This window comes from Nocardiopsis sp. iso_237 (assembly GCF_056173345.1).
The window spans coordinates 2,759,764-2,782,472 of sequence record NZ_CM149669.1; the positions used below are offsets into that span (position 1 = coordinate 2,759,764).

Genomic DNA, 22,709 nt, shown 5'->3' on the forward strand with positions numbered 1-22,709 from the left:
GACACCAAGGCAGAGCCCCGGGAGCGATAGGCTCGGCGAATGTGAGTACCTCATCCCTGGAAGCCGACCGGTTGACCATCGCGGTCCGTCGCCTGGACCCCGGCCTCCCGCTGCCCGCGTACGCCCACCCGGGTGACGCGGGCGCGGACCTGTACGCCGCCGTCGACGTCCGGCTCGACCCCGGACAACGCGCCACCGTCCCCACCGGTCTGGCCATCGCCCTGCCCGACGGCTTCGCGGCCTTCGTGCACCCCCGGTCCGGGCTGGCGGCCCGGCACGGGGTCACGGTCGTCAACGCCCCGGGAACCGTCGACGCCGGGTACCGCGGGGAGATCAGGGTGACCCTGCTCAACACCGACACCGACACCCCGGTCACGATCGCGCGCGGCGACCGGATCGCGCAGATGGTGATCCAGCGCGTGGAGCGGGCGGAGTTCGTCGAGGCGGACACGCTCCCCGACTCGGTGCGCGGTGCGGGTGGTTTCGGTTCGACCGGGGGCCACGCCGCGCAGCGGTGACGTCCCCTCACTCCCCGGTGTGATCCCGGGACCTACGGAAGAAGCGGAGAGGTGAAGGCGTGTTTGGACGCCGCCGCAAGAAGCGGGACAAAGAGACCGAGAGAGCCACGGAGACGGAGGCCCAGCCGCAGCGGCGGGGCGCCGCGGGCGCGGTTTCCTTCGACAACGAGATCGAGCCGGAGCGCGCCTCCGAACAGCCCGCCAAGGACGCCGACCAGTACCGGCGGACCGGACCGTGGGACTCCACCGAGGACGCCCCCGAGGCCGAGCGGATGGACCTGGGCAGCATGCTCCTGCCGATGGAGCAGGGCACCGAGATCCAGGTGAACGTCGCCCAGGACAAGCAGAACAAGCAGAAGATCATCGGGGTCACCCTGGTCCGCGGCAAGACCGCGCTCCAGGTGCAGCCCTTCGCCGCGCCGAAGTCGTCCGGGCTCTGGGACGAGATGCGCGAGGAACTGCGCGAGCAGGTCACCCAGCAGGGCGGCAAGGCCGAGGACCACGACGGCACCTTCGGTCCCGAGCTCCAGGCGGTCATCCCCATCAAGGGGAAGAAGACCGAGGACGGCAGGCAGCTGGGCCAGCGGGTGCGCTTCATCGGCGTGGACGGTCCCCGCTGGGTGCTGCGCGGCGTGATCCGCGGCGAGGGCGCCAGCAAGCCCGAGGTGATGTCGGAGATCGAGCAGGTCTTCGCCAACATCGTGGTGGTGCGCGGCGAGCAGCCGGTGCCGCCCAACGAGCTGCTGCAGATCACGGTGCCCAAGAAGATCCAGGAGCAGATGGCGGCGGCCGCGCAGCAGCGCTCCGCCCAGCAGGCGGCCCAGCACGGCAACGCGGGCGCCTCCCCCAACGGTTCGGCGGCCGGACCGCCCACCGGTTCCTGAGTCCTCGCGTATCCGGCCTGTGGACAACCGTGCCCGGGGGTGCGCCGTTCCGTAGTGTGGGCCACATGGCTCAGACAACGAAGAACAGCGCTCCCCGGCCGCTTCCCGAGGACTGGGGACGGGCGCTGGCGGTGGTGGCCCACCCGGACGACCTGGAGTTCGGTGCCTCCTCCGCGATCCACCGGTGGACCGCTCAGGGCAAGGAGGTCGTCGAGCTCCTGGTGACCCAGGGCGAGGCCGGGATCGACTCCCTGGACCCGGCGGCCTGCGCGCCCCTGCGGATGGCCGAGCAGCGCGCCTCGGCGGCGGCCGTCGGCGCGTCCACCGTCGAGTTCCTGGACTTCCCCGACGGCACCCTGGAGTACGGTCTGCCGCTGCGCGCGGCCCTGGCCGGGGCGATCCGCAGACACCGACCCGACGTGATCGTCTCCATCAACTTCCGTGAGTACTTCGCCGGGGGAAGCGGGTTCAACCACGCCGACCACCGGGTCCTGGGTCCCGCCCTGCTGGACGCGGTCCGCGACGCCGACAACCGGTGGGTGTTCACCGAGCAGCTCGCGGAGGGACTGGAGCCCTGGCGGGGCGTGCGGTTCGTGGCCTTCGGCGCGGCCCCGGAACCGACCCACTTCGTCGAACTGGGCGAGGACGACCTGGCCGCCGGTGTCGCCTCCCTGGACGCGCACGAGGTGTACCTGGCCAACCTGGACGACTTCGACCAGCGGACCTTCCTGAGAGAGGGCGCCGCGCGCTCGGGGGAGTGGGCCGGGGTGCCGCTGGCCACCTCCTTCGAGGTCTTCGAGACCTGACCCACCGCCTCTCGCGCGGTGGGGTTCCGGCCGGGGAGCACCCGACGCGAGACGGTGCAAACAGGGCGATACGGTGCGAAAGGACGTGGAGTCGCCCGGGCCGAGGGCGCTTACGGAGTCGGTGGGTCGCGTGTTCGGTTCGTCGTGCCCGCGTGTGCCCGACCACGGTTCGCGCACCGCCAGTGCTCCGTACAGCTCCGAGGACCGGCGCCCGGAATCGAGAAGAGGCGGACATGGACAGTGACGGTGTCGGCGGCGAACGCGTGCGGGGACGCAGGGCCGTACGCGTCCTGGTGTGGACGCTGGCCGTGTGCACCGCTCTGGTGCTGGTGGCCGCCACGGCCTTCGTGGTCTGGGCGCTCGATCCCTACCGGGCCGAGCCGGAACCGCTGGCCCGGGCCGAACGGGACCCGGCCGTCGTCGTGGAGCGCGGCTCCGACGGCGTGCTGATCACCCCCGCCGAGAACCCCTCGGGGACGGGGGTCGTCTTCTACCCCGGCGCCCGGGTGGAGGCCGACGCCTACGCGGCCTCCTGGGCGCCGGTGGTGGCCAGGACCGGGGTCACGGTGGTCGTCCCCGACCTGCGCCTCAACCTGGCCGTGCTGGACTCCGCCCGAGGGGAGAGCGCGGTCGGCGCCGCCCCGGAGGTCTCCGAGTGGTACCTGGGCGGGCACTCCATGGGCGGGGCCTTCGCCGCGCAGTACCTGGGCTCCGACGACGGCGGCGTCGAGTGGGCGGGGCTGGTCCTGTGGGCCTCCTACGCCACCGAGAGCGCCGGGCTGGCCGACCGCGACGACCTCGCCGTGCTGTCGGTGGCCGGCGGACGGGACGGGGTCCTGCCCCCGTCGGAGGTCTCGGAGCGCAGACCCCACCTGCCGGGCGACGCCGACGTGAACGTGGTCGAGGGCATGAACCACGCCCAGTTCGGCGCCTACGGGGCGCAGTCCGGAGACGCCGAACCGGAGCTGACCGACGCGGAAGCGCACGAGGCCCTGGCCGAGGTCACCGCCGCCTTCCTCCAGAGGGACTGAGCCCGACGGCGTTCACCCGGCCGGTCCCGGGTCCACGGGGTCGGTGATCCGGCCGGTGAACAGGACCGCGCCCCGACGGCGCAGCACGAAGAGGAAGGGCTGGTCCACGACGAACTCCTTGGGGGGCGGCGGGACCGCGGCCGACATCAGCATGACGGCGGCGGTGGCGGCGGCGCCCTCGGCTCCCTTCTCGTCCACGCGCAGCACCGCCTGGTGCACGATGGCGTCGACCTTCAGGGGCTCTTCGCTGATCCCGCCGAAGTCGGCGCCGTCCGTGGCCAGGGTGCGCACGTGAGCGGGGGTGGCGGCCAGGGGGTCGAGCAGGGCGGTGTCCGTCTGGACCTCGAAACGCGGCAGCGCCAGGCTCACCTGCTCCCGCCGACGCGCCAGGTACAGCCCGCGCAGGGTCCGCGGGGTGAGCGGCGGGATCGGTGCGCGTTCAACCCCGGGGGAGTCCGGCACGATCACGTCCAGGGCCAGACCGTGCTCGCCCTCCAGGGTGACCATCCGCAGTCCCTCGTGCGCGGCGTGGGCCAGTGACCCGGTGCGCCGCATGGTGGGAACCCGGTGGGTGCGGTCCGGGGCGTGGAAGTCGCGGTCGCGTGTCCGGGAGGGCTCGAAGGGCTCCGCCCACAGCAGCCTCACCCACAGGGCGTTGACCAGGAGCATGCGGACGTCGGGGTGGACGGTGCCGGGGGCGAGCAGTTCGGGCACCAGCCCGCGCGTGACCTCCGAGACCCGGCCGTTGACCCGTCGGCGCACCCCCTCGGCGTCCCCGCGGAAGTCGACCCGGTCCACCTCGGCGTCGGACTGGCCCGCGACCCGCTCCTCGAACTCCGCGCGCAGCGGGAGGTCGGCGGGGACGTACAGGCCGTTGAGCGTGGCCAGGTCCAGCCCCTCGGCGGCCTCGACCGCGGCGTTGAGCGTCTCCAGGTGCCCCCGGGGGTCGCCGCTGTCCGGGGCGACGAGGTCCACCAGTTCCTTGAGGGTGTCGCCGCCCGCGCCGGTGGCCAGCAGACCGAGCACGGCGCCGACCGAGTACGGGGACCACACGTGCGAGCTCCCCTCCTCGACCAGCTCGGGGTCGAGCGCGAGGGCGAAGCGGAGGTGCTCCTCGTCGGGTGCTTCCTGCCGGGTGGTCATCGGGATGACTCCTCACGAGAGCGGGTGGGCCGCCAGCGTACGGAAGGACGCGGCCCCGGGCCAGCCACCGTGGTGAGAAGGGGCACGCCGCATCACCTGACAAAGGAGGGCAAGCCCCTACCGGGGCGGTCACGGGTTGACCGGAACGCCACTCCCCGGCTGTGACGGGTCGCATAGGGTGGTGCATCATGGCTGGCGGCCGTACAGGCCGCACGGCGACACCGGAGCGGGAGCGGGATGACTGAGCAGCAGCGGGCCTCCGACGAGGCGGCCCAGACCGACGAGCCGACGGAGAAGCCCGCCGTCACCGAGGGAACGGTCGAGGCGCTGGTCCGGACCAAGCTCGCCGAGGCCCTGGGCGGCAAGCGGGGCATGGTCGAGACCGCCATCCCCACCCTGACCTTCACGATCTCCTACATCGTGAGTGAGGACCTGCGGCTGTCGATCGTGCTGGGGGTCGGGGCGGCCCTGCTCCTGGGCGTGCTCCGGCTCGTGCGGCGCTCCTCGCTGCAGTACGTGTTCACCAGCCTCTTCGGCATCGGCCTGGCGGCGGTCTTCGCGATGCGCAGCGGCAACGCCGAGGACGCCTTCCTGCCCGGCATCATCTACAACGCGGTCTACGCGGTGGTGCTGAGTCTGTCGGTCCTCGTCCGCTGGCCGGTGATCGGCCTCATGATCGGCCCGTTCATCGGGAACAGGGAGGACTTCACCTCCTGGCGCAGGGACCCGGCCGTGGTCACGCTCGCCTCCCGGCTGACCTGGCTGCTCGTGCTGCCCTGTGTCATCCGGGTGCTGGTCCAGTACCCACTCTGGCTCGCCGAGACCAACGACTGGGCCAACACCTTCGCCCTGCTGGGGCTGTCCAAGGTCGCCATGGGCTGGCCGCTCCAGGTGGCGGCCTTCGCCGGCATGGTGTGGGTGCTGGCACGCGGGCGCACCCCCCTGGCGCGGGCCGAGGCCGCCGACACCCCCGAGGACCGCTGAGGGACCCACGGGCCGCGACCTGGCCTCAGGCCTGGGGCGCGGCCTCCTCGCCGTCCTCCACCCGGTCCAGCAGCTCCTCCAGGGAGCCCAGCGCCTCCGGCTCGGCCAGGAACACCACGGTGTTGCCCACGGACAGGGTCCGCTCCGGTGAGGGCGGGCGCACCCCGCCCGGACCCACCACCGCGACCAGGGCCACACCCTCGGGCAGCTCGGCCGTGAGGTCGCTCTCGGGCCGGTCCGCGAAGGGGCTCGCCGCGTGCAGCACCGACTCCGCGATCTCGGCGCCGGGCAGCGGGGGCAGGGTGCCCTCCTCCGCGTAGTCCTCCTCGTCGGTCACGCCCTCGACCAGGTCCGCGATCAGGCGCGGCGGGGAGACCGCCAGGTCCACACCCCAGGAGTCGTCGAACAGCCACTCGTTGGCCGGGTCGTTGATCCGGGCGATCACCTGGTCGACGGCGAACTCGGTCTTGGCCAACAGGGAGACGACCAGGTTCACCTTGTCGTCGCTGCTGGCCGCGATGACCACGTCGAAGTCGCCCAGCCGGGCGTCCTCCAGGGTGGCCAGTTCACAGGCGTCGGCCAACAGCCACTCGACCTGGGGGAGGTCGTCCACCCCGATCGCCCGGGTGTCCCGGTCGATCAGCAGGACGTCGTGGCCGTTGCCCGCCAGTTCCGTGGCGATGGAGCGGCCCACGCTCCCGGCTCCCGCGATGGCGATCCGCATCTCACCCACGCCCCGTCTCGTCCTCGTGCCGACCGTCCAGCCGCCGGGTCAGGTCGGCCATGTCCCGGCTGTGCCCCACCACGTGCAGCACGTCGCCGTCCGCGATGGTCTCCTCGGAACGGGCCAGCGCGATGCGCCCCTGACGGACCAGGTAGACCACGCGCAGTCGGAAGTCGTCCTCCAGCTCGGTGACGGTCCGCCCCACCCAGCGCTCCGGCGGGGTGAGTTCGTTCATGGTCAGGCTGCCCGAGGCGTCCTGCCACTCGGGCGCGGCGCCGATCCGGTCGTCCCCCGGCACCACGCGGCGCAGGATGGCGTCGGCCGTCCAGCGGACGGTCGCCACGGTCGGGATGCCCAGGCGCTGGTAGACCTCCGCGCGGCGGGGGTCGTAGATCCGGGCCACGACGTTGCGGACCCCGAAGGCCTCGCGGGCCACCCGGGCCGCGATGATGTTGGAGTTGTCGCCGTTGCTGACGGCGGCGAAGGCCGCGGCCCGGTCGACACCGGCGCTGAGCAGGACCTCCCGGTCGTGGCCCGCACCGCGCACCGCGTGTTTGGCCACGGAGGTACGGAGTCGGCGGAACGCCTCGGGGTCCTGGTCGATCACCGCCACCGAATGGCCCAGATCCACCAGGGTGTGCGCCAGCGTGGAACCCACGCGGCCGCACCCCATGATCACGATGTGCACCTCGTCCGCACTCCCGTCGGATAGCCGTCCACCCCCCGGGACACGGACAGACCCACGCGCCCCGGCGGTTCCACCTTGGCACACGACGGCCCCGTCCGCGTGTCCACCCCGCCCCCGCCGTGTCCGTACCAGCGCGGGTGGTGCCCCGGGGCCGGTAGATTGGGGTCGGTTGGTGGCTGTGCGCGCAGGGTCACCCGTAACACGACCCGACCAGCGAAGGACACAGCCATGACCCGTGTGGGCAACGAGATCGAACTGACAGTGGACGACGTCGCCCACGGTGGATGGTGTGTGGGCCGCCTGGACGACCAGGTCGTCTTCGTCCGCCACGCCCTGCCGGGCGAGCGCGTCCGGGTGCGTGTCACCGAGCAGACCACCCGCTTCCTGCGCGGCGAGGCCGTCGAGGTCCTCACCGCCTCCCCGGACCGGGTCGAGGCGCCGTGCAGGTTCTCCGGCCCCGGCATGTGCGGCGGCTGCGACTGGCAGCACGCCACCCTGGAGTCCCAGCGCCGGATGAAGGCCAAGGTCGTCTCCGACCAGCTGAGCCGGATCGCCGGGATCGACCTCGACGTGGAGGTCGAGGAGCTCCCGGGCACCCCGGACGGCCTCGGATGGCGCACCCGTGTGCGGTTCTCGGTGGACGAGGACGGCCAGGCCGGTCTGCGCCGCCACCGCTCCCACGACATCGAGCCGGTCGACCAGTGCCTGATCGCCCACCCCGGCGTCAGCGAGCTCGGCGTGACCGAGGTCAAGTGGGAGGGCGTCAAGGACGTCGAGGCGGTCGCCTCCGCCACCCGCGCCGACCGCGCCATCGTGGTCACCCCGACCACCGCCAAGCTCGGCGTGCTGCCCGAGCTCAAGGCCTCCAGCGCCGTGCTCCGCCGGTTCAAGGGCGGTCGCGTGCAGTCGGTGCGCGGCCGCAAGGGCGTGCGCGAGGACGTGGCCGGGCGCGAGTACCGGGTGGGCGCGGGCGGCTTCTGGCAGGTCCACCCCGCCGCCGCGGAGACCCTGAGCGCCGCCGTCCTGGACGGTCTGGAGCCCCGCGAGGGCGAGACCGCCCTGGACCTGTACTGCGGCGCGGGCCTGTTCACCGGCGCCCTCGCCGACGCGGTCGGCGCCGAGGGGCGTGTGATGGGCGTGGAGAACGGCGAGCACGCCGTGCGCGACGCCCAGTACAACCTCAAGGACCTCCCGCAGGTGCGGATCGAGCGCGCCGACGTGGCCAAGCAGATGCGCGAGTGGGCCGACGTGCGCGCCGACGTCGTGGCGCTGGACCCGCCTCGCGCGGGCGCCGGTGTCGAGGTGGTCCGCAAGGTGGCGGGCATGAAGCCGCGTCGGATCGCCTACGTCTCCTGCGACCCGGCGACCCTGGCCCGCGACCTCGCTGAGTTCGACCGCTCCGGCTACCGCCTGGTGGGGCTGCGCGCCTTCGACGCCTTCCCCATGACCCACCACGTGGAGTGCCTGGCCGTGCTGGAGCCCGTCAAGCTGGCCCGCCGCCACCGTGAGGCCGAGCAGGACTAGGCCGTTTTTTTGGATGCTTTCGCTGGTGGCGGCGGAGCCGCCATCGATGCGAGCGGCCGTCGCCCCTACTGTGCACTGCTACGCAAGCTCCGCAGCCTCGCACAGCGGGGGCCCGGCAATCTCTCGCAAGACGATGAGTGAAGCTGCCCCTACTGTGCGCTGCTACGCAAGCTCCGCAGAGTCGCACAGCGGGGGCCCGCCCGGGTTTGGCTGTCCGAGCTTCATCGGCGCAGTGAGAGGCAGCCTGGTGGTCGCGAGCGCGGAATGATCCACAAAACACGGCCTAGGTTGTGTTTTGTGGTTCGGCTGCGGGGGCGGATGCCGTGCTGTTAGTGATGGAAGCGTGGTTCGACGACACGAGATCACTGACCAGGCCTGGGAAACGATTGCCCCGCTCCTGCCCACCAACCAGGGCCGAGGCGGCCGCTGGCACGACCACAGAACCATGCTCAACGGCATGATCTACAAACTCGCCACCGGATGCCCCTGGCGTGACCTGCCCGAACGCTACGGACCCTGGCAAAGCGTCTACGGCCGCTACCGGCGCTGGGCCCACGACGGCACCATCGACCGAATCCTCGAACACGTCCAGGTCCGTCATGACGCCGTCGGCCGTATCGAATGGGAGGTCAGTATCGATTCGACCGTGGTGCGCGCCCACCAGCACGCCGCCGGCGCACCAAAAAAGGGACCGAGCACAGAACAAAGCAGGACCAAGCACTCGGACGCTCCCGAGGTGGGCTGAGCACCAAGGTTCACCTGGCCACCGACGGGCGCGGACTACCGCTGGCCCTGGTCATCACCACGGGAAACACCAACGACTCCACGGTCTTCGCCCAGCTCATGAACACCATCCGGGTTCCCCGGCCGGGCCGCGGACGTCCCCGTAGCCGACCCGAACGCGTCATCGCGGACAAGGCCTACTCCTCCAAGGCGATCCGGCGGCTGCTGCGCAGCCGCCGGATCGGGTGCACCATCCCCGAGCGCAGCGATCAGAAGGCCTGGAGACAGCGGCGCGGCTCCTATGGCGGGCGCCCGCCCGCTTTCGACCGCGGCGCCTACAAGCGCCGCAACCTGGTCGAACGCTGCATCGGATGGCTCAAGCACTACCGGGCGGTCGCTACGCGCTTCGACAAACTCGCCACGCACTACCGCGCCGGAGCCGTACTGATCAGCGCCCTGTTCTGGCTCAACCACGAACCAAAAAACACGACCTAGGACCCCGGACCGGGGCGCCGCCCCGGCTGACGTCGTCCGGCGAGGAGCCGGACCGGAGCCGCACGAGGGGCCCGGTCCCGGGCCCCTCGTCGTGCGAAGGCCGCCCGCGCGCCGGACGGGGCGCGCGGGCGGTGGTGTCACAGGTCGGAGCACTGCCCCGCGACGGAGCCCGTGACGTCGTTGGCCGCACCGAAGTCGGTCACGGCCGGGTTGTTGCCGGAACAGGCCACGGAGCCGCGCACGGTGTTCCCGGCCAGGACCGGTCCGTAGCCGCCCGCGTCACCGGACCAGGTGTCGGCGGGCACCTGGGTGTTGTCGTTCAGCGCCAGCGCGCCCGACAGGGTGGAGCCCAGGAGCGTCACCTCGGAGGTGGTCCCGGTGATCGACACCGCACCGCTCACCTGGGTGCCGGAGAGCCGGACGGTGTCGGCGCCGGAGGCGGACAGGCCGCCCCTCAGGGAACCGCCCTCGACCACCAGCGAGGCGCCGTCGGCCACGGTGACCCTGCCGCGCACCTCGGCGCCGTCGAGGCAGACCACGCCCTCGTCGACCCGCAGGCCGCCGTTGACCGCGCCGCTCACGGTCTCGGTGCACTCCAGCTCCGCGCCGGGGACGACCGTCGCGGTGAAGGACTCCGGGGAGCCGATGTTGCCCGCCGAGTCGATCGCCCGGTGCTCCACGGTGTGGGTGCCCCAGCCGGGCTCGTGGGAGTCGACCTCGAACACGGCCATGGAGAGGCCGCCGCTGCCGAGGCTCCCGTAGACCAGGTCGTCGACGTTGGTCCCGTCCGGGGTGAACCGGAACGGTGCCTCGGAGTCCTCCGGCCAGCCGTAGTAGTGGTGCCAGCCGTCACCGTCGACCCGGAACTCACCGACCACGTGGCCCTCGCCGTCGTCCTCGGGGGACAGGCGCATGGAGAACTCGTTGAGGTACAGGTGGTGTTCGCCGCCCGCGACCGTGGCGGCGGCCTCGGAGAGCTCGCGCGGAGCGTTCGGGTCGGTGGCGTCCACGGACCAGGTGAGGGTCTGGGAACCCGGCCCCTCGGGGTCGGTCACCGTCGCCGTCAGCACGTGGTCACCGCTGCCGAGGTCGAACGCGCCCAGGTCGAGGGTGCGCCCGTCGGCGGAGGTGGACACGGCGGACCCGTCGAGCTCCCAGGCGACCTCCATGAGCCGGTCGGTGGGGCGGGTGGTCTCCGCGTAGACGACCTCGGTGGCGCCGACGGCGCGCTCGGTGTCGCGGTACCGGGTGAACCCGGCCTCGGCCGCGACGTCCTCCAGGGGCTCGCCCACGGTCCACGTGCGCGTCTGGGTCAGGGCCGCGGAGTCGCGGATGGCGGGGTCGCGGACGAACTCGGTGGGGTCCTGGACCCGGACGCTGACCTCGGTCCCGGGGGCCAGGTCGAGCCCGGCCAGCTCCAGCCCGCGTGCGCCGGAGGCGTCGGTCAGCTCCTCACCGTCGACCGTCCAGGTGTAGTCCAGCTCGTGGTGGACGGGGTGCGGGCCCTCGACCCACACGGCGTCCTCGGCGCCCACCTCACCCTCGGGGGTGGACGAGACCGGCAGGGTCGCGCGGTCCCGCAGCCCCGAGATCCGGTGGGTCATCACCTCTCGCCCGACCTGGTCGAAGTAGTAGCCCAGGGTCTTGAGCATGGAGTGGTTGCTGGGGCGCCAGACGCCCTCGGAGTGGTAGAGGCCGCCCTCGTGCCCGTCGGGGTCGGCCGCGCCGATGGTGCCGCCGGACTCGCTCTCCTCACCGAGCCAGCGCCACCACTTGGTCTCCCCCTCGAGCATCTGCTCGGAGGTCATCAGGGAGTGGTGGGCGGAGGTGGGTTCGCCGCCGGTGTAGCGTCCCAGGCTGGTGTCCCGGAAGTAGTACGGGTACTCGTCCTGGAGCGCCCCCAGCGAGTGCGCCAGCTCGTGCGGGCTGATCAGCGCGGAGAGGGCGTTGCCGGACGAGGCGGTGGCCAGGCGTCCGCCCGCGCCTCCGTACGTTCCGCTGTTGGCCAGGGCCAGGATCTGCCGGTTGTTCGCGGACACCCCGGGGACCATGTCGGCGGCGGCGTTGGCCGCCGACGAGTCGACGGTGAGCAGACGCTCCAGGGCCGACTCATCGCAGCCGTTGAAGAAGCCCATGCCCAGAGCGGTGTCGCGCTGCTCCCACCCGTGGGCGGGGTCGCAGTCCACACCGGACTCCGCCGAGGGGGTCTCCACGAGGTAGACGTTGAAGTAGTTCCGGTACGAGCGGAACGGCTCGATGCTCCACTGCACGTTGAGGTGCTGGTCCACCTGTTCGCGGAAGAGGGGCATCTCCTCCTCGGTGTAGCCGTCGCCGAGCAGGACCAGGTTGAAGCGTTCCGAGGGGTCTCCGGTGACCTGGAGGGGTACCACGGAGGCTCCGTCCAGGGGAGCGGCCTCGGCGGGGGCGGCGGTGCCGTCGAGCACGGCGGCCGTGGCCAGCAGGGACAGGGCGGCCAGGGCCGCCGCGGATCTGCGCAAGGGGATTCCTTAGTCAGGGGATGAGGGGGATGTTTGCCGGGAAGCGTACTGACGTTCGCACGCCGTCTACCAGGGAAAGGACCATAAGCACTTCGATAACCCCCCGCACGCCGACGGGCCCGCACCCCCTGGGTGCGGGCCCGTCACGGGTCGGTCAGACCTCGGTGTCGTCCGAGGTGTGCCTGCGGCGGCCGAAGTAGACGGCGGCCCCGCCGCCACCCAGAGCGAGGGCTCCGGCAGCGACGAGACCCGCCAGGGCGCCGCCGGTCACCGGCAGACGCTGGCCGGAGCGGCCGGATCCGGCGTCGGACGTCCCCCCGGTCCCGGGCGCGGGGGTCTCGGTCTCCTCGGGGCTGACCTCGGGCTCTGCCTTCGGGGTCTCCTCCTCGGGGACCTCCGGCTTCCCGGGCTCCACGGGCTCTTCCGGGTCCACGGGGACCTCGGGGGCCACCGGCTCCTCAGGCTCGACGGGCTCCTCGGGGTCGACCGGGACCTCAGGCTCGATCGGCTCTTCGGGCTCGACGGGCTCTTCCGGGTCCACGGGGACCTCGGGGTCCACCGGCTCCTCAGGCTCGACGGGCTCCTCGGGGTCGACCGGGACCTCCTCCTCGCCCTCACCGAGGCAGTCCACGGCGACCGAGCCCAGGGTGAGGTCGAACAGGGTCGCTCCGTCCGCCACGGCCGTGACGGAGGTGTACACCCGGCCGCGCCCGGCGGTGGGGTCGGTCGGCTCCACACTGCGGATGGTGACGTCGGCGGGGGCGTGGCCCGGCACGTCGACGGTGGCCGTCACCTCGGGGGCGTCAGCGGTGATCGGGTTGCCGAAGACCGTGACCACGCGGTCGTTCTGGCCGGAGCCGCCGTTGATCCGGTTCTCCCAGACGAGGTTGCCGGAGAAGTCGCACTTGATGGAGTTCTGGAGCGTGGCGAACTCGACCGCGGGGCCGTCGAAGCCCGGCAGGTTCAGGGTGAAGCCGCCGTTGATGGCGGACTTGGCCTCGCCCCGGCCGTTGCCCGAGGCGGTGCTGTTCACGCGGGACTCGGTCGGCCCCCCGATGGTGAAGTGGTCCCGGACGCCGCCGGGGTCGGAGCCGAGGTCGGCGGAGGGGTACTGGCCCCCGACGTCCTCGTTGACGCTGATGGAACCCCAGTCGCCCCGGACGGACGAGCCGGGCACGGTGAGCCCGACCAGTTCGCTGCTGGCGCTCACGGGGAAGCCGTCGGCGTGCGCGGGTGAGGCCAGGCCGAGGGCCAGGGCCGCGGCGGCGGTGACCCCGAGGGCTCGGCCGAAGGTGGTGGTGTGTGTCAAGGCTGAACCCTCTGTGGCGGCTGGGACGGATGCCCGGTCCGGACATTGTTGACAGAGGGAATCTAACCGCCCCCGAAGAGTGAAAGTTAACAAACCTTCCTATTTGTGGCGCGAACTATACCCGCAGGTCACCGCCGTCACAGGGGGCGGACAGGGGTGGCGCCCGAGCCTCGGGGCGCCACCCCTGGGGCCTAGCGACGACGGGGCACGGGCACCTTCAGGACGGCCAGGCCCAGGGCGAGGACGACCAGGCCGGACCACGAGACCACGGGCAGGCGTTCACCCACCAGGGCCACGCCCAGCATCGCGGCCACGGCGGGTTCGGCCAGACTCAGCGTGGTCGCGGTGGAGGCCGACGTGTGCCGCAGGCCGTGGCCGAACAGCCAGTAGGCGAGGAACACCGTGAACAGGGCCAGGTGCAGGGCGACGAGCGCGCCGCTCACCGTGGCCAGCCACGCGGTTCCGGTGGCCAGCACCACGGGCAGCACGAGGACGCCGCCCCCGGCGAACATCGTCCCCATGACCGCGCCGGAGGTGTGCCCCCGCCGGATCAGCTTCTCGGCGATGATCGCGTACAGCGCGTACGAGAACCCCGCGACCAGGGCGAGGAACACGCCCAGGGCGTTGGTGGAGCTGGCGGCGCCGGTGAGTTCGGGGCCCAGGACGAGCACCGCGCAGCCGACCACCGCCGCCACGGTGGCCGCCACCCAGCGCGCGGTGGGCCTCGTCCGGTCCACGCACCAGGCCAGCAGACCGGAGAAGACCGGGGCGCTGCCCAGGGTGATCACGGTGCCCACCGCCACCCCGGCGTTGGCGACGGCGGGGTAGAAGGACAGCGGGTACCCGGCGACGGCGACCGCTCCCAACAGGAGCGTCCACCGGGTCCGGGCGTCGGAACCGGTGACCAGGGCGGTGGAGCCCCGGCCGACCAGGAAGAGCAGGAGCCCGCCGAGGACCAGCCCGGCGGAGCCGATCGCGGCCGGGTGCGCCCCGTCGGGCGCGAAGGAGCTGGCGGTTCCGGTGGTGCCCCACAGGACGGCGGCGCCGAGGATGGGCAGCGCGCCACCGGTGAGTCGGTGCGGGGTCGATCGGGGCGTGGCGATGGAGGAGGTGTGGTCTGGCACGTTCGTACTTTCCGTCTTGGACGCCTGGGAAGGGTGCGTTGACGGGCGCACGACGGACGGGGCCGCTCACCGGGTCGGTGGGGCTTCGGGGTCCGGGAAGGTCAGCGGGTGCGCCCGGTCAGGCGCACAGCGGCGGAAGGACCTTGTGCCAGTAGTAGTTCACGCCCCCACGGTAGCGTGCGCCCGGAAGTCAGGGGCAGACGGGGTCGGCCGGGTCGGGGTGTTCGCTCCACCGGTTCGTCGCCCAGGCCGGGTCGGGGACGGTGTCGTCGGTCACCGGGAGCTCCAGCAGCTCCGCCAGCTCCTCTGTGGTGGTGCCGGGGGACAGCAACGACTCCCAGTGCTCCTCCACCACCTGGGAGACGGTCTGCGGCGGCAGTCCGAGCATCGCGTGCGTCAGGCTCACGTCGAGCGCTGAGGGGCCGTAGTAGGAGAGGAACTCCTCCGCCGCCTCGGTGCCCTCGGTCCGGGTGGAGTGCTCGTCCGCCGACACCAGCCACGCGCCCAGCACGATCCTGGCCTGTCCCGCGCCCGAGCACGAGTAGTCGAGGTGCCTGGGGAGGCCGAGCACGTTCATGGTGGCCTCGATGGTCAGGCCGTCGCGGTAGTAGCTGATCTCGGGGTCCCACTCGTCGTACACCATGACCGTGCCCGGCGGCGGGAACGGCCGGGTGGAGTGCCCGAACACCAGCCCGCCGGTCTGGAACTCGCGGACGTCCCGGCGCAGGAGCGAGGTGCCCTGCCACACCATCGGCAGGCGGTCCCGTGCGCGCTCCGGGATCCGTTCCACCGTGGGGGAGAGCGCGGCGTGCCAGTAGTCCACCCACGACTCGTAGCCGGGGAGCGGACAGTAGGTCACGCCCTCCCGGACCCGGCAGGGGTCGGCCTCGGCGCCGTACAGGTCCCGGTCGGTGAAGGGCGTGTAGTAGGAGTAGGTCTTCTGCGCGTACACGTTGACGAACGCCACCCCGGCCAACAGGAGCGCCACCGCACCCAGGGAGACCGGGCGCAGGAGCCGCCTCCCGCTCCGGCGCGCGAGCGCGACCGCCAGGATCAGGGCCGCCAGGAGCGAGACGTGCAGCAGGGACACCACGCCGAGCTGGGTCACCGCGGGCTCGTTGACGGGCAGGGGGTCCAGCACCCAGCGGGCCACACCGTTCAGCCGCCGCAGGATCTCGTCCGCCCGGGTCCCCATGGAGGTGACCGTGTACAGCAGGTACGCCGGGACGAGCAGCAGCAACACCACGAGCGGGGTGTAGGAACGGGTCCACACGGCGCAGGCCACGGCTCCGAGCGGCCCGCACCAGCCCAGCACGAACAGGGCCAGCACCGCGGGAGGGCTGGCCGTCCCCGCGATCGGATACGGGCCGATCACCAGGAAGGAGACGATCAGGACGCCCACGCACACCGATGTGACCAGCACGGACGCCAGGGCCAGGGAGACCAGGCGGGCACGGGCCGACAACGGCAGCGCGAACCCCTCCGAATGGCGCGCCTCGCGGAGGGCGGGGAAGGTCGTGACCGCGAACATCACCGCTGCGAGCCCGAGGGTCTGGAGCTTCACCTGGTCGATCAGGTCCGACCAGTCGGGCAACACGGGTTGGTACGACGAGTACGCCAGCCCGACCAGGGTCGCGGGCACCAGGGCCAGGAACACCGGGCTCACCAGCAGGTGGCGCAGGTTGAACCGGGTCAGGGCCCAGAAGGTCGGGACGCCGCTCACCGTGTACTGCCCCGCGCTCCGGTGAGCAGCAGGTAGGCGTCCTCCAGCGACGGCTCCACCGGCACGCCCGCCGCCGGGTCCGGGTCGCCGACGCCCTCGGGGACGAGCACCCGGTACCGGCCGTCGGCCAGCCGCCACGAGGTCACTCCCTCCTCGGGGCGCGAACCCTGCTCCCACACCCGCCCGCGCGCCCGGGTCACCAGCTCGCCGGGGGTGCCGTCGAAGATCACGCGGCCCTCGTCCAGGCACAGTACACGGCGGCACAGCGCGGACACGTCCTCGATCTGGTGTGTGGACAGCACGACCGTGCTGCGCACCGCCAGTTCGGAGACGAGGTCGCGGAAGCGGATGCGCTGCTCGGGGTCGAGCCCGATGGTGGGTTCGTCGAGCAGCAGGAGCTCGGGGTCACCGAGCAGAGCCGCCGCCAGCCCCAGGCGCTGCCGCATCCCGCCGGACAGACGGCGCACCCGGCTGTGCCTGCGGTCGTACAGGTCCACCCGGCGCATGGCGCGGCGCACCTCGTCGTGCCGTGCGCGGCGTCCGCCCAGCTCCTTGAGGACCGCCACGTAGTCCAGCAGTCCGAAGACGGTGAAGTGCGGGTAGAACGAGGGGAACTGCGGCAGGTAGCCCATCCGGCGCCGGATCTCGGTGCGGTCGGCGGCGCGGTCGGGGTCGCGGCCCAGCACCCGCATGCGGCCGCCGGTGGCCTCCAGGTCGGTGGCCAGGCAGCGCATCAGCGTGGTCTTGCCCGCGCCGTTGCGCCCCAGCAGCCCGGTCACCCCCGGTCCCAGTTCGAGGTCGATCCCGTCCAGGGCCCGGCGGGTGCCGTAGCTGCGGACCAGCCCGCTCACGCTGACCCGGTTCGTGGTCTCGGTACTCGTGGTCACGCCGTCCTGACCCTCCACAGCACGACGCCGGCGAGCAGGGCGAGGGCCGTCGCCCAGCTGGCCTGCGCGGTGGGCGTGAACAGCAGCAGCGGGTCCAGTCCCTCGGCCGTGCCGAGCATGACCAGGGTGAGCAGCCACGCGACGCCGACGATCCCTCCGGCCAGGCTCAGCGCCACCCACCGGCTGAGCGCCAGGCACCCGGCCACCATGGCCAGCGCCGGCAGCAGCCAGAAGACCGCCTCCGCCAGGGTGGAGACCGAGGGCATCAGGAACGCCGCCGTCGTGCACAGGACCAGGGCGGGTACCAGGACCGCCGCCGTGCGCAGGAACAGGAGCCGGTACCCGGCCAGGGGGGTGACGGACGTGAGGCTGTGCGCCGGGTCCACCCCCCGGCCGTAGGCGAGGGCCACCCCGATCAGGGGCACGATCGGAGCGGTGAAGGAGAAGAGCAGGGAGCCGCGCGGCACCTCGTGCGCGACGACCAGGGCCATGGCCAGGACGAGTACGGTCGCGCCCAGCCAGGCGCGGTAGAGCTGCGGGGTGGCGGCCAGGAGTTTGGCGGTGTTCTCGCGCAGGCCGACCGCGGCCAGCAGGCGCTCGACCAGGCCGCGTCGGGGCTGGTCCACGATGTCGCGCAGATCGGCCCAGCTGCGGTCCAGCCAGTCCTGGTCGGAGGGCAGCAGGGCGCGGCAGTGGGCGCAGTGGGTCAGGTGGGCCTCGGCGGACATGGCGGTGACGTCGTCGGCCGTGTGGGCCGCGTACTGGTGGAGTTGGTCGTGGGTCAGGTGCCAGCTCATGTGGTCAGTGCCTCCCGTAGCCGCGCCTTGGCGCGCATGACCCGTGTCTTCACGGTTCCCTCGGGTATCTGGAGGATCTCCGCCGCCTCCCGCACGGTCAGGCCGTCGAGCACGGTGGCCTTGATCGCCGAGCGCAGTTCGGGGGAGAGCTCGTGCAGGGCGGCGCCCAGGGGGCCGTGCTCGATGTTGAGGAGCACGGTGTCCTCGGCGGACGCGTCGCCGATCGTCTCGTACGGTTCGGGATCGTTCTCGGCGATCCACCGGTTGGCGCGTTTGCGCAGCTGGGAGATGAGCTGACGGATCGCGATGGTCCACAGCCAGGCTCCGGCGTCGGTGTCACCCGGGCGGGGGGTGAAGGAACCGGCGTTGCGCCACACCGCCAGGAAGGTCTCCTGGAGCGCGGCGTCGAGTTGGTCGTTGTCGGAGCAGCGGTAGCGCAGCCGGGCCCGCAGCCAGGGGGCGTGCCTCCGGTGCAGGATCTCCAGGGCGTCGGTCTCCCCTGCTGCGACGGCGGACAGCAGCACGGGGTCGCCGCTGTCGGGTCCGTAGGCGGGTGCGCGTCGTCGTGCGCGGCGGAGAAGCTTCACGTGGAGGGCTATCGCGGGTCGGGGACGGAACGGTTCTGACGGGGGCGGCCGGGTTCGGTCGGCCCTGACCTCGGCTTTTCCACAGTACCCGCGCGCCGGTTTCCGAACGGTCGGTGCGGTGGGAGAAAATGGGGCGTATGCGCCTGAGGATCTTCCTTGAACCCCAGCAGGGGGCCACCTACGAGGACCAACTCGCCGTCGCCCGAGCCGTCGAGGATCTCGGATTTGACGCTCTGTTCCGGTCTGATCACTATCTGTCCATGGGCGACCATGTCAGCGGGCTCCCCGGCCCGACCGACGCGTGGATCACCCTGGCCGGTCTGGCCAGGGAGACCTCCCGGATCCGCCTGGGCACGCTGATGACCGCGGCGACCTTCCGCCACCCCGGTCCGTTGGCCATCTCCGTCGCGCAGGTCGACCGGATGAGCGGCGGCCGGGTCGAGTTCGGCTTCGGGGCGGGCTGGTTCGAGGAGGAGCACGCGGTCTACGGGATCCCCTTCCCCGACTCCGCGCGGGAGCGGTTCGACCGCTACGAGGAGCAGCTCGACATCATCACGGGGTTGTGGTCCACCCCGGTGGGGGACACCTTCCGGTACGAGGGTCGGCACTTCCGCTTGGCGGAGGGCCCGGCCCTGCCCAAGCCGCAGCAGGGCCCGCACCCGCCGGTGCTGATCGGCGGGACCGGTCCGAAGCGCACGCCGAGGCTGGCGGCCAAGTTCGCGGACGAGTACAACGTTCCGTTCTGCTCGCTGGAGGACACCGAGGCGGCCTTCGGGCGCACCGCCGACGCCGTGAAGGCGTCGGGGCGCACCGCTCCGATCGTGTACTCGGCGGCCCAGGTGCTGTGCGCGGGGCGTGACGAGGCCGAGGTGTCCAGGCGGGCCGCCCGGATCGGTCGCGACGTGTCGGAACTGCGCCAGAACGGTCTGGCCGGGACCCCGGACGAGATCGTGGAGCGGATCGGCCGGTTCGCGGCCGCCGGGGCGGAGAGAATGTACTTGCAGCTCCTGGACCTGTCTGACCTGGACCACCTGGAGCTGGTCGCCTCGGCGGTGGCGCCGCAGTTGGACTGAGGGGGGTCGTGCGCGGGGGTGCCCGAGGGGGATGGCGCCCCACCCGATAACTTGATATCGAGATACAAGTTGGATACCTTGACATCAAGATAACAGCGGGGATCCCCCCACCCGCTCCCGGCTCGGGCCTGTGAGGTCGACCGCTTTTCGGCAGCGCGTCCCGGGCCCGTGAGGTGGTGCGGCCAGTCGGCCGCGACCGGTGACGATGTGGCGTCGTCGCAGGTCAAAGCGGCCCTGATGGATCACGGAGGCGATGGGGGTGCTCATCCGCGACCCCCGTGCCCCGGTGATCCGGTTAGGGCGGCCTCAGTAGGTCCCGCATCCGCTCCATGGGGCAGGATGCTGGGGACAAAGTGGCGAGATCAGGAGGCAGACACCGTGTCCGCGAACAGCTTCGGCGCCCGTGACACGTTGCGCGTTGGCGACGAGTCGTATGAGATCTTCCGGTTGGACGCCGTCAAGGGCTACAACCGACTTCCCTACAGCCTGAAGGTGCTGCTGGAGAACCTCCTCCGCACCGAGGACGGCGCGAACGTCACCGCCGAGCACATCACGGCTCTCGGCAACTGGGACGCCAAGGCCCAGCCCAGCCAGGAGATCCAGTTCACCCCGGCCCGGGTGATCATGCAGGACTTCACCGGCGTCCCGTGCGTCGTCGACCTCGCCACCATGCGCGAGGCCGTCCGCGACATGGGCGGTGACCCGGACAAGATCAACCCGCTCGCCCCCGCCGAGCTCGTGATCGACCACTCCGTCGTCGTCGACCTCTTCGGTCGCCCCGACGCGTTCGAGCGCAACGTCGAGATCGAGTACGAGCGCAACTACGAGCGCTACAAGTTCCTGCGCTGGGGCCAGACCGCCTTCGACGAGTTCAAGGTCGTCCCGCCCGGCACCGGCATCGTGCACCAGGCCAACATCGAGCACCTCGCGCGCGTCACCATGGACCGCAAGGGCCAGGCCTACCCCGACACCTGCGTCGGCACCGACTCGCACACCACCATGCAGAACGGCCTGGGCATCCTGGGCTGGGGCGTCGGTGGCATCGAGGCCGAGGCCGCCATGCTCGGCCAGCCGATCTCCATGCTCATCCCGCGCGTGGTCGGCTTCAAGCTCACCGGTGAGCTCAAGCCCGGCACCACGGCCACGGACCTCGTGCTCACCATCACCGAGAAGCTGCGCGACCACGGCGTCGTCGGCAAGTTCGTCGAGTTCTACGGTGAGGGCGTCGGCGCGGTCCCGCTGGCCAACCGCGCCACCATCGGCAACATGAGCCCGGAGTTCGGTTCCACCGCCGCGATCTTCCCGGTCGACGACGAGACCATCCGGTACATGCGCCTGACCGGCCGCTCCGAGCAGCAGGTCGCCCTGACCGAGGCCTACGCCAAGGCCAACGGCTTCTGGCACGACCCGGCCAACGAGCCCGAGTTCTCCGAGTACCTGGAGCTCGACCTCGCCGAGGTCGTCCCCTCCATCGCCGGTCCCAAGCGTCCCCAGGACCGCATCGCGCTGTCCGAGGCCAAGCCGACCTGGCGCCGCGACGTCCGCAACTACGTCTCCGACGACGCCGACGAGGCGGGCGAGGAGTCCTTCCCGGCCTCCGACGCCCCGGCCCAGGCCCCGAACGGCGAGCGTCCGCACAAGGCCGTCAAGGTCACCATGGCCGACGGCACGGAGACCGAGGTCGACCACGGCGCCGTCGTGATCGCCGCGATCACCTCGTGCACCAACACCTCGAACCCCTCGGTCATGCTGGGCGCCGCCCTGCTGGCCAAGAAGGCGGTCGAGAAGGGTCTGTCCCGCAAGCCGTGGGTCAAGACCTCCATGGCCCCGGGCTCCAAGGTCGTCACCGACTACTACGAGCGCTCCGGCCTGACCCCGTACCTGGACAAGCTGGGCTTCAACCTGGTCGGCTACGGCTGCACCACCTGCATCGGCAACTCGGGCCCGCTGCCCGAGGAGATCTCGCAGGCGGTCCAGGACAACGACCTCGCCGTCTCGGCGGTCCTGTCCGGCAACCGTAACTTCGAGGGCCGGATCAACCCGGACGTGAAGATGAACTACCTGGCCTCGCCGCCGCTGGTGGTCGCCTACGCGCTGGTCGGGTCGATGGACGTCGACATCACCACCGAGCCCCTGGGTATCGGCAAGGACGGCCAGCCCGTCTACCTGGCCGACGTGTGGCCGACCGCCGAGGAGATCCAGGAGGTCATGGACTCCGCGATCGCGTCGGACATGTACGCCAGCGCGTACTCGGACGTGTTCGCCGGTGACGACCGCTGGCGCGAGCTGCCCACGCCCACCGGCAACACCTTCGAGTGGGAGGGCGAGTCGACCTACGTCCGCAAGCCCCCGTACTTCGAGGGCATGGGCCAGACCCCGGCTCCGGTCACCGACATCTCCGGTGCCCGCGTCCTGGCCAAGCTGGGCGACTCGGTCACCACCGACCACATCTCCCCGGCCGGCGCCATCAAGCCGGGCACCCCGGCGGCCGAGTACCTCAAGGCCCACGGTGTGGAGCGTCGCGACTTCAACTCCTACGGTTCCCGTCGCGGCAACCACGAGGTGATGATCCGCGGCACGTTCGCCAACATCCGCCTGCGCAACCAGATCGCGCCGGGCACCGAGGGCGGCTACACCCGCGACTTCACCCAGGCCGACGCGCCGGTGTCGTTCATCTACGACGCCGCGCAGAACTACGCCGAGCAGGGCACCCCGCTGGTGGTCCTGGGCGGCAAGGAGTACGGCTCCGGTTCCTCGCGTGACTGGGCGGCCAAGGGCACCAGCCTGCTGGGCGTGCGCGCGGTCATCACCGAGTCCTACGAGCGCATCCACCGCTCCAACCTGATCGGTATGGGCGTCCTGCCGCTCCAGTTCCCGGAGGGCCACTCCGCGGACTCCCTCGGGCTGACCGGCGAGGAGACCTTCTCCGTCACCGGCGTGACCGAGCTGAACGAGGGCCGTATCCCCAGCACGGTGAAGGTCACCACCGACACCGGCGTCGAGTTCGACGCTGTGGTGCGGATCGACACCCCGGGCGAGGCGGACTACTACCGCAACGGCGGCATCCTCCAGTTCGTGCTGCGTCAGCTGATCGCCAAGTAGCGAGAGGCGTTCCGAGACCGCCGCCCGCGCCCAACAGGCGCGAACGGTGCTTCGAGGGCCGTCACCGTCCGACCGACGGTGGCGGCCCT

At 71.8% G+C, this 22,709-nt stretch carries 19 protein-coding genes; 9 read left to right on the forward strand and 10 right to left on the reverse strand.

What is annotated here, in order from left to right; genetic code table 11:
• The first annotated feature begins 41 nt into the window (after window positions 1-41).
• The 4 genes from dut (at window position 42) to AC0VYM_RS12705 (ending at window position 3,239) form a co-directional block, all read left to right on the forward strand.
• On the forward strand, window positions 42-518 hold the full coding sequence (gene dut / locus AC0VYM_RS12690) for a dUTP diphosphatase (protein ID WP_475462409.1): 477 nt from the start codon (window positions 42-44) through the stop codon (window positions 516-518).
• 59 nt (window positions 519-577) lie between these two features.
• Entirely contained in the window at window positions 578-1,402 is an 825-nt protein-coding gene (locus tag AC0VYM_RS12695) for a DUF3710 domain-containing protein (protein WP_475462412.1), read from the forward strand.
• A gap of 65 nt (window positions 1,403-1,467) precedes the next feature.
• A complete protein-coding gene (locus tag AC0VYM_RS12700) occupies window positions 1,468-2,208 on the forward strand; it encodes a PIG-L deacetylase family protein (protein ID WP_475462413.1) in 741 nt (246 codons plus the stop codon).
• Window positions 2,209-2,441: 233 nt separating this feature from the next.
• Window positions 2,442-3,239, forward strand: coding sequence for an alpha/beta hydrolase (locus AC0VYM_RS12705; RefSeq protein ID WP_475462415.1), 798 nt, complete (start codon window positions 2,442-2,444; stop codon window positions 3,237-3,239).
• A gap of 12 nt (window positions 3,240-3,251) precedes the next feature.
• Here the strand turns inward: AC0VYM_RS12705 and AC0VYM_RS12710 are convergent, their stop codons facing one another.
• On the reverse strand, window positions 3,252-4,382 hold the full coding sequence (locus AC0VYM_RS12710; protein ID WP_475462418.1) for a serpin family protein: 1,131 nt from the start codon (window positions 4,380-4,382) through the stop codon (window positions 3,252-3,254).
• A 237-nt stretch (window positions 4,383-4,619) separates the two neighbouring features.
• On the opposite strand from AC0VYM_RS12710, the gene AC0VYM_RS12715 reads away from it, so the two are divergent.
• On the forward strand, window positions 4,620-5,366 hold the full coding sequence (locus tag AC0VYM_RS12715; RefSeq protein WP_475462421.1) for a DUF3159 domain-containing protein: 747 nt from the start codon (window positions 4,620-4,622) through the stop codon (window positions 5,364-5,366).
• Window positions 5,367-5,391: 25 nt separating this feature from the next.
• Here the strand turns inward: AC0VYM_RS12715 and AC0VYM_RS12720 are convergent, their stop codons facing one another.
• Window positions 5,392-6,099 carry a potassium channel family protein gene (locus AC0VYM_RS12720; RefSeq protein ID WP_475462423.1) on the reverse strand — a complete coding sequence of 236 codons (708 nt, stop codon included), beginning with the start codon at window positions 6,097-6,099 and terminating at the stop codon, window positions 5,392-5,394.
• Complete coding sequence (locus AC0VYM_RS12725) at window positions 6,092-6,778, reverse strand: potassium channel family protein (protein ID WP_475462425.1); 687 nt, start codon at window positions 6,776-6,778, stop codon at window positions 6,092-6,094. Before AC0VYM_RS12725 ends, AC0VYM_RS12720 begins: the two co-directional genes overlap by 8 nt.
• A gap of 228 nt (window positions 6,779-7,006) precedes the next feature.
• Between AC0VYM_RS12725 and AC0VYM_RS12730 the strand changes: the two genes are divergently transcribed.
• A complete protein-coding gene (locus AC0VYM_RS12730; protein ID WP_475462427.1) occupies window positions 7,007-8,302 on the forward strand; it encodes a class I SAM-dependent RNA methyltransferase in 1,296 nt (431 codons plus the stop codon).
• Between the two features lie 343 nt (window positions 8,303-8,645).
• A protein-coding gene (locus tag AC0VYM_RS12735; RefSeq protein WP_475455515.1) for an IS5 family transposase occupies window positions 8,646-9,520 on the forward strand; the annotation gives its coding sequence in 2 pieces (ribosomal slippage) (window positions 8,646-9,012 and window positions 9,012-9,520; 876 coding nt in all).
• A gap of 137 nt (window positions 9,521-9,657) precedes the next feature.
• Here AC0VYM_RS12735 and AC0VYM_RS12740 read toward each other — a convergent pair.
• The 7 genes from AC0VYM_RS12740 to AC0VYM_RS12770 all read right to left on the reverse strand — a co-directional run bounded on the left by AC0VYM_RS12740 (window position 9,658) and on the right by AC0VYM_RS12770 (window position 18,445).
• Window positions 9,658-12,018: a M64 family metallopeptidase gene (locus AC0VYM_RS12740; RefSeq protein ID WP_475462430.1), complete on the reverse strand. Its 2,361-nt coding sequence runs from the start codon at window positions 12,016-12,018 to the stop codon at window positions 9,658-9,660.
• Window positions 12,019-12,172: 154 nt separating this feature from the next.
• Window positions 12,173-13,327 (reverse strand): hypothetical protein, encoded by a 1,155-nt coding sequence (locus AC0VYM_RS12745; protein WP_475462433.1) that lies wholly within the window; start codon window positions 13,325-13,327, stop codon window positions 12,173-12,175.
• A 191-nt stretch (window positions 13,328-13,518) separates the two neighbouring features.
• Window positions 13,519-14,451, reverse strand: a complete 933-nt coding sequence (locus tag AC0VYM_RS12750; RefSeq protein ID WP_475462435.1) for a DMT family transporter — start codon at window positions 14,449-14,451, stop codon at window positions 13,519-13,521.
• Window positions 14,452-14,641: 190 nt separating this feature from the next.
• Window positions 14,642-16,174, reverse strand: coding sequence for a hypothetical protein (locus AC0VYM_RS12755; protein WP_475462438.1), 1,533 nt, complete (start codon window positions 16,172-16,174; stop codon window positions 14,642-14,644).
• Complete coding sequence (locus AC0VYM_RS12760; RefSeq protein WP_475462440.1) at window positions 16,171-17,061, reverse strand: ATP-binding cassette domain-containing protein; 891 nt, start codon at window positions 17,059-17,061, stop codon at window positions 16,171-16,173. The genes AC0VYM_RS12755 and AC0VYM_RS12760 overlap by 4 nt, the downstream gene beginning before the upstream one ends.
• Complete coding sequence (locus tag AC0VYM_RS12765; RefSeq protein ID WP_475462442.1) at window positions 17,058-17,858, reverse strand: zf-HC2 domain-containing protein; 801 nt, start codon at window positions 17,856-17,858, stop codon at window positions 17,058-17,060. The genes AC0VYM_RS12760 and AC0VYM_RS12765 overlap by 4 nt, the downstream gene beginning before the upstream one ends.
• Entirely contained in the window at window positions 17,855-18,445 is a 591-nt protein-coding gene (locus tag AC0VYM_RS12770; protein ID WP_475462446.1) for an RNA polymerase sigma factor, read from the reverse strand. The genes AC0VYM_RS12765 and AC0VYM_RS12770 overlap by 4 nt, the downstream gene beginning before the upstream one ends.
• 137 nt (window positions 18,446-18,582) lie before the next feature.
• Between AC0VYM_RS12770 and AC0VYM_RS12775 the strand changes: the two genes are divergently transcribed.
• A complete protein-coding gene (locus tag AC0VYM_RS12775; RefSeq protein ID WP_475462448.1) occupies window positions 18,583-19,518 on the forward strand; it encodes an LLM class F420-dependent oxidoreductase in 936 nt (311 codons plus the stop codon).
• A gap of 339 nt (window positions 19,519-19,857) precedes the next feature.
• A complete protein-coding gene (gene acnA / locus AC0VYM_RS12780) occupies window positions 19,858-22,620 on the forward strand; it encodes an aconitate hydratase AcnA (protein ID WP_475462451.1) in 2,763 nt (920 codons plus the stop codon).
• Window positions 22,621-22,709: the final 89 nt, after the last annotated feature.

Coding starts and splice junctions, on each gene's coding strand:
- AC0VYM_RS12700 (WP_475462413.1), top strand. CDS start 1,468: ATGGCTCAGACAACGAAGAACAGCGCTCCCCGGCCGCTTCCCGAGGAC.
- AC0VYM_RS12705 (WP_475462415.1), top strand. CDS start 2,442: ATGGACAGTGACGGTGTCGGCGGCGAACGCGTGCGGGGACGCAGGGCC.
- AC0VYM_RS12710 (WP_475462418.1), bottom strand. CDS start 4,382: ATGACCACCCGGCAGGAAGCACCCGACGAGGAGCACCTCCGCTTCGCC.
- AC0VYM_RS12715 (WP_475462421.1), top strand. CDS start 4,620: ATGACTGAGCAGCAGCGGGCCTCCGACGAGGCGGCCCAGACCGACGAG.
- AC0VYM_RS12730 (WP_475462427.1), top strand. CDS start 7,007: ATGACCCGTGTGGGCAACGAGATCGAACTGACAGTGGACGACGTCGCC.
- AC0VYM_RS12765 (WP_475462442.1), bottom strand. CDS start 17,858: ATGAGCTGGCACCTGACCCACGACCAACTCCACCAGTACGCGGCCCAC.
- AC0VYM_RS12775 (WP_475462448.1), top strand. CDS start 18,583: ATGCGCCTGAGGATCTTCCTTGAACCCCAGCAGGGGGCCACCTACGAG.
- acnA (WP_475462451.1), top strand. CDS start 19,858: ATGCTGGGGACAAAGTGGCGAGATCAGGAGGCAGACACCGTGTCCGCG.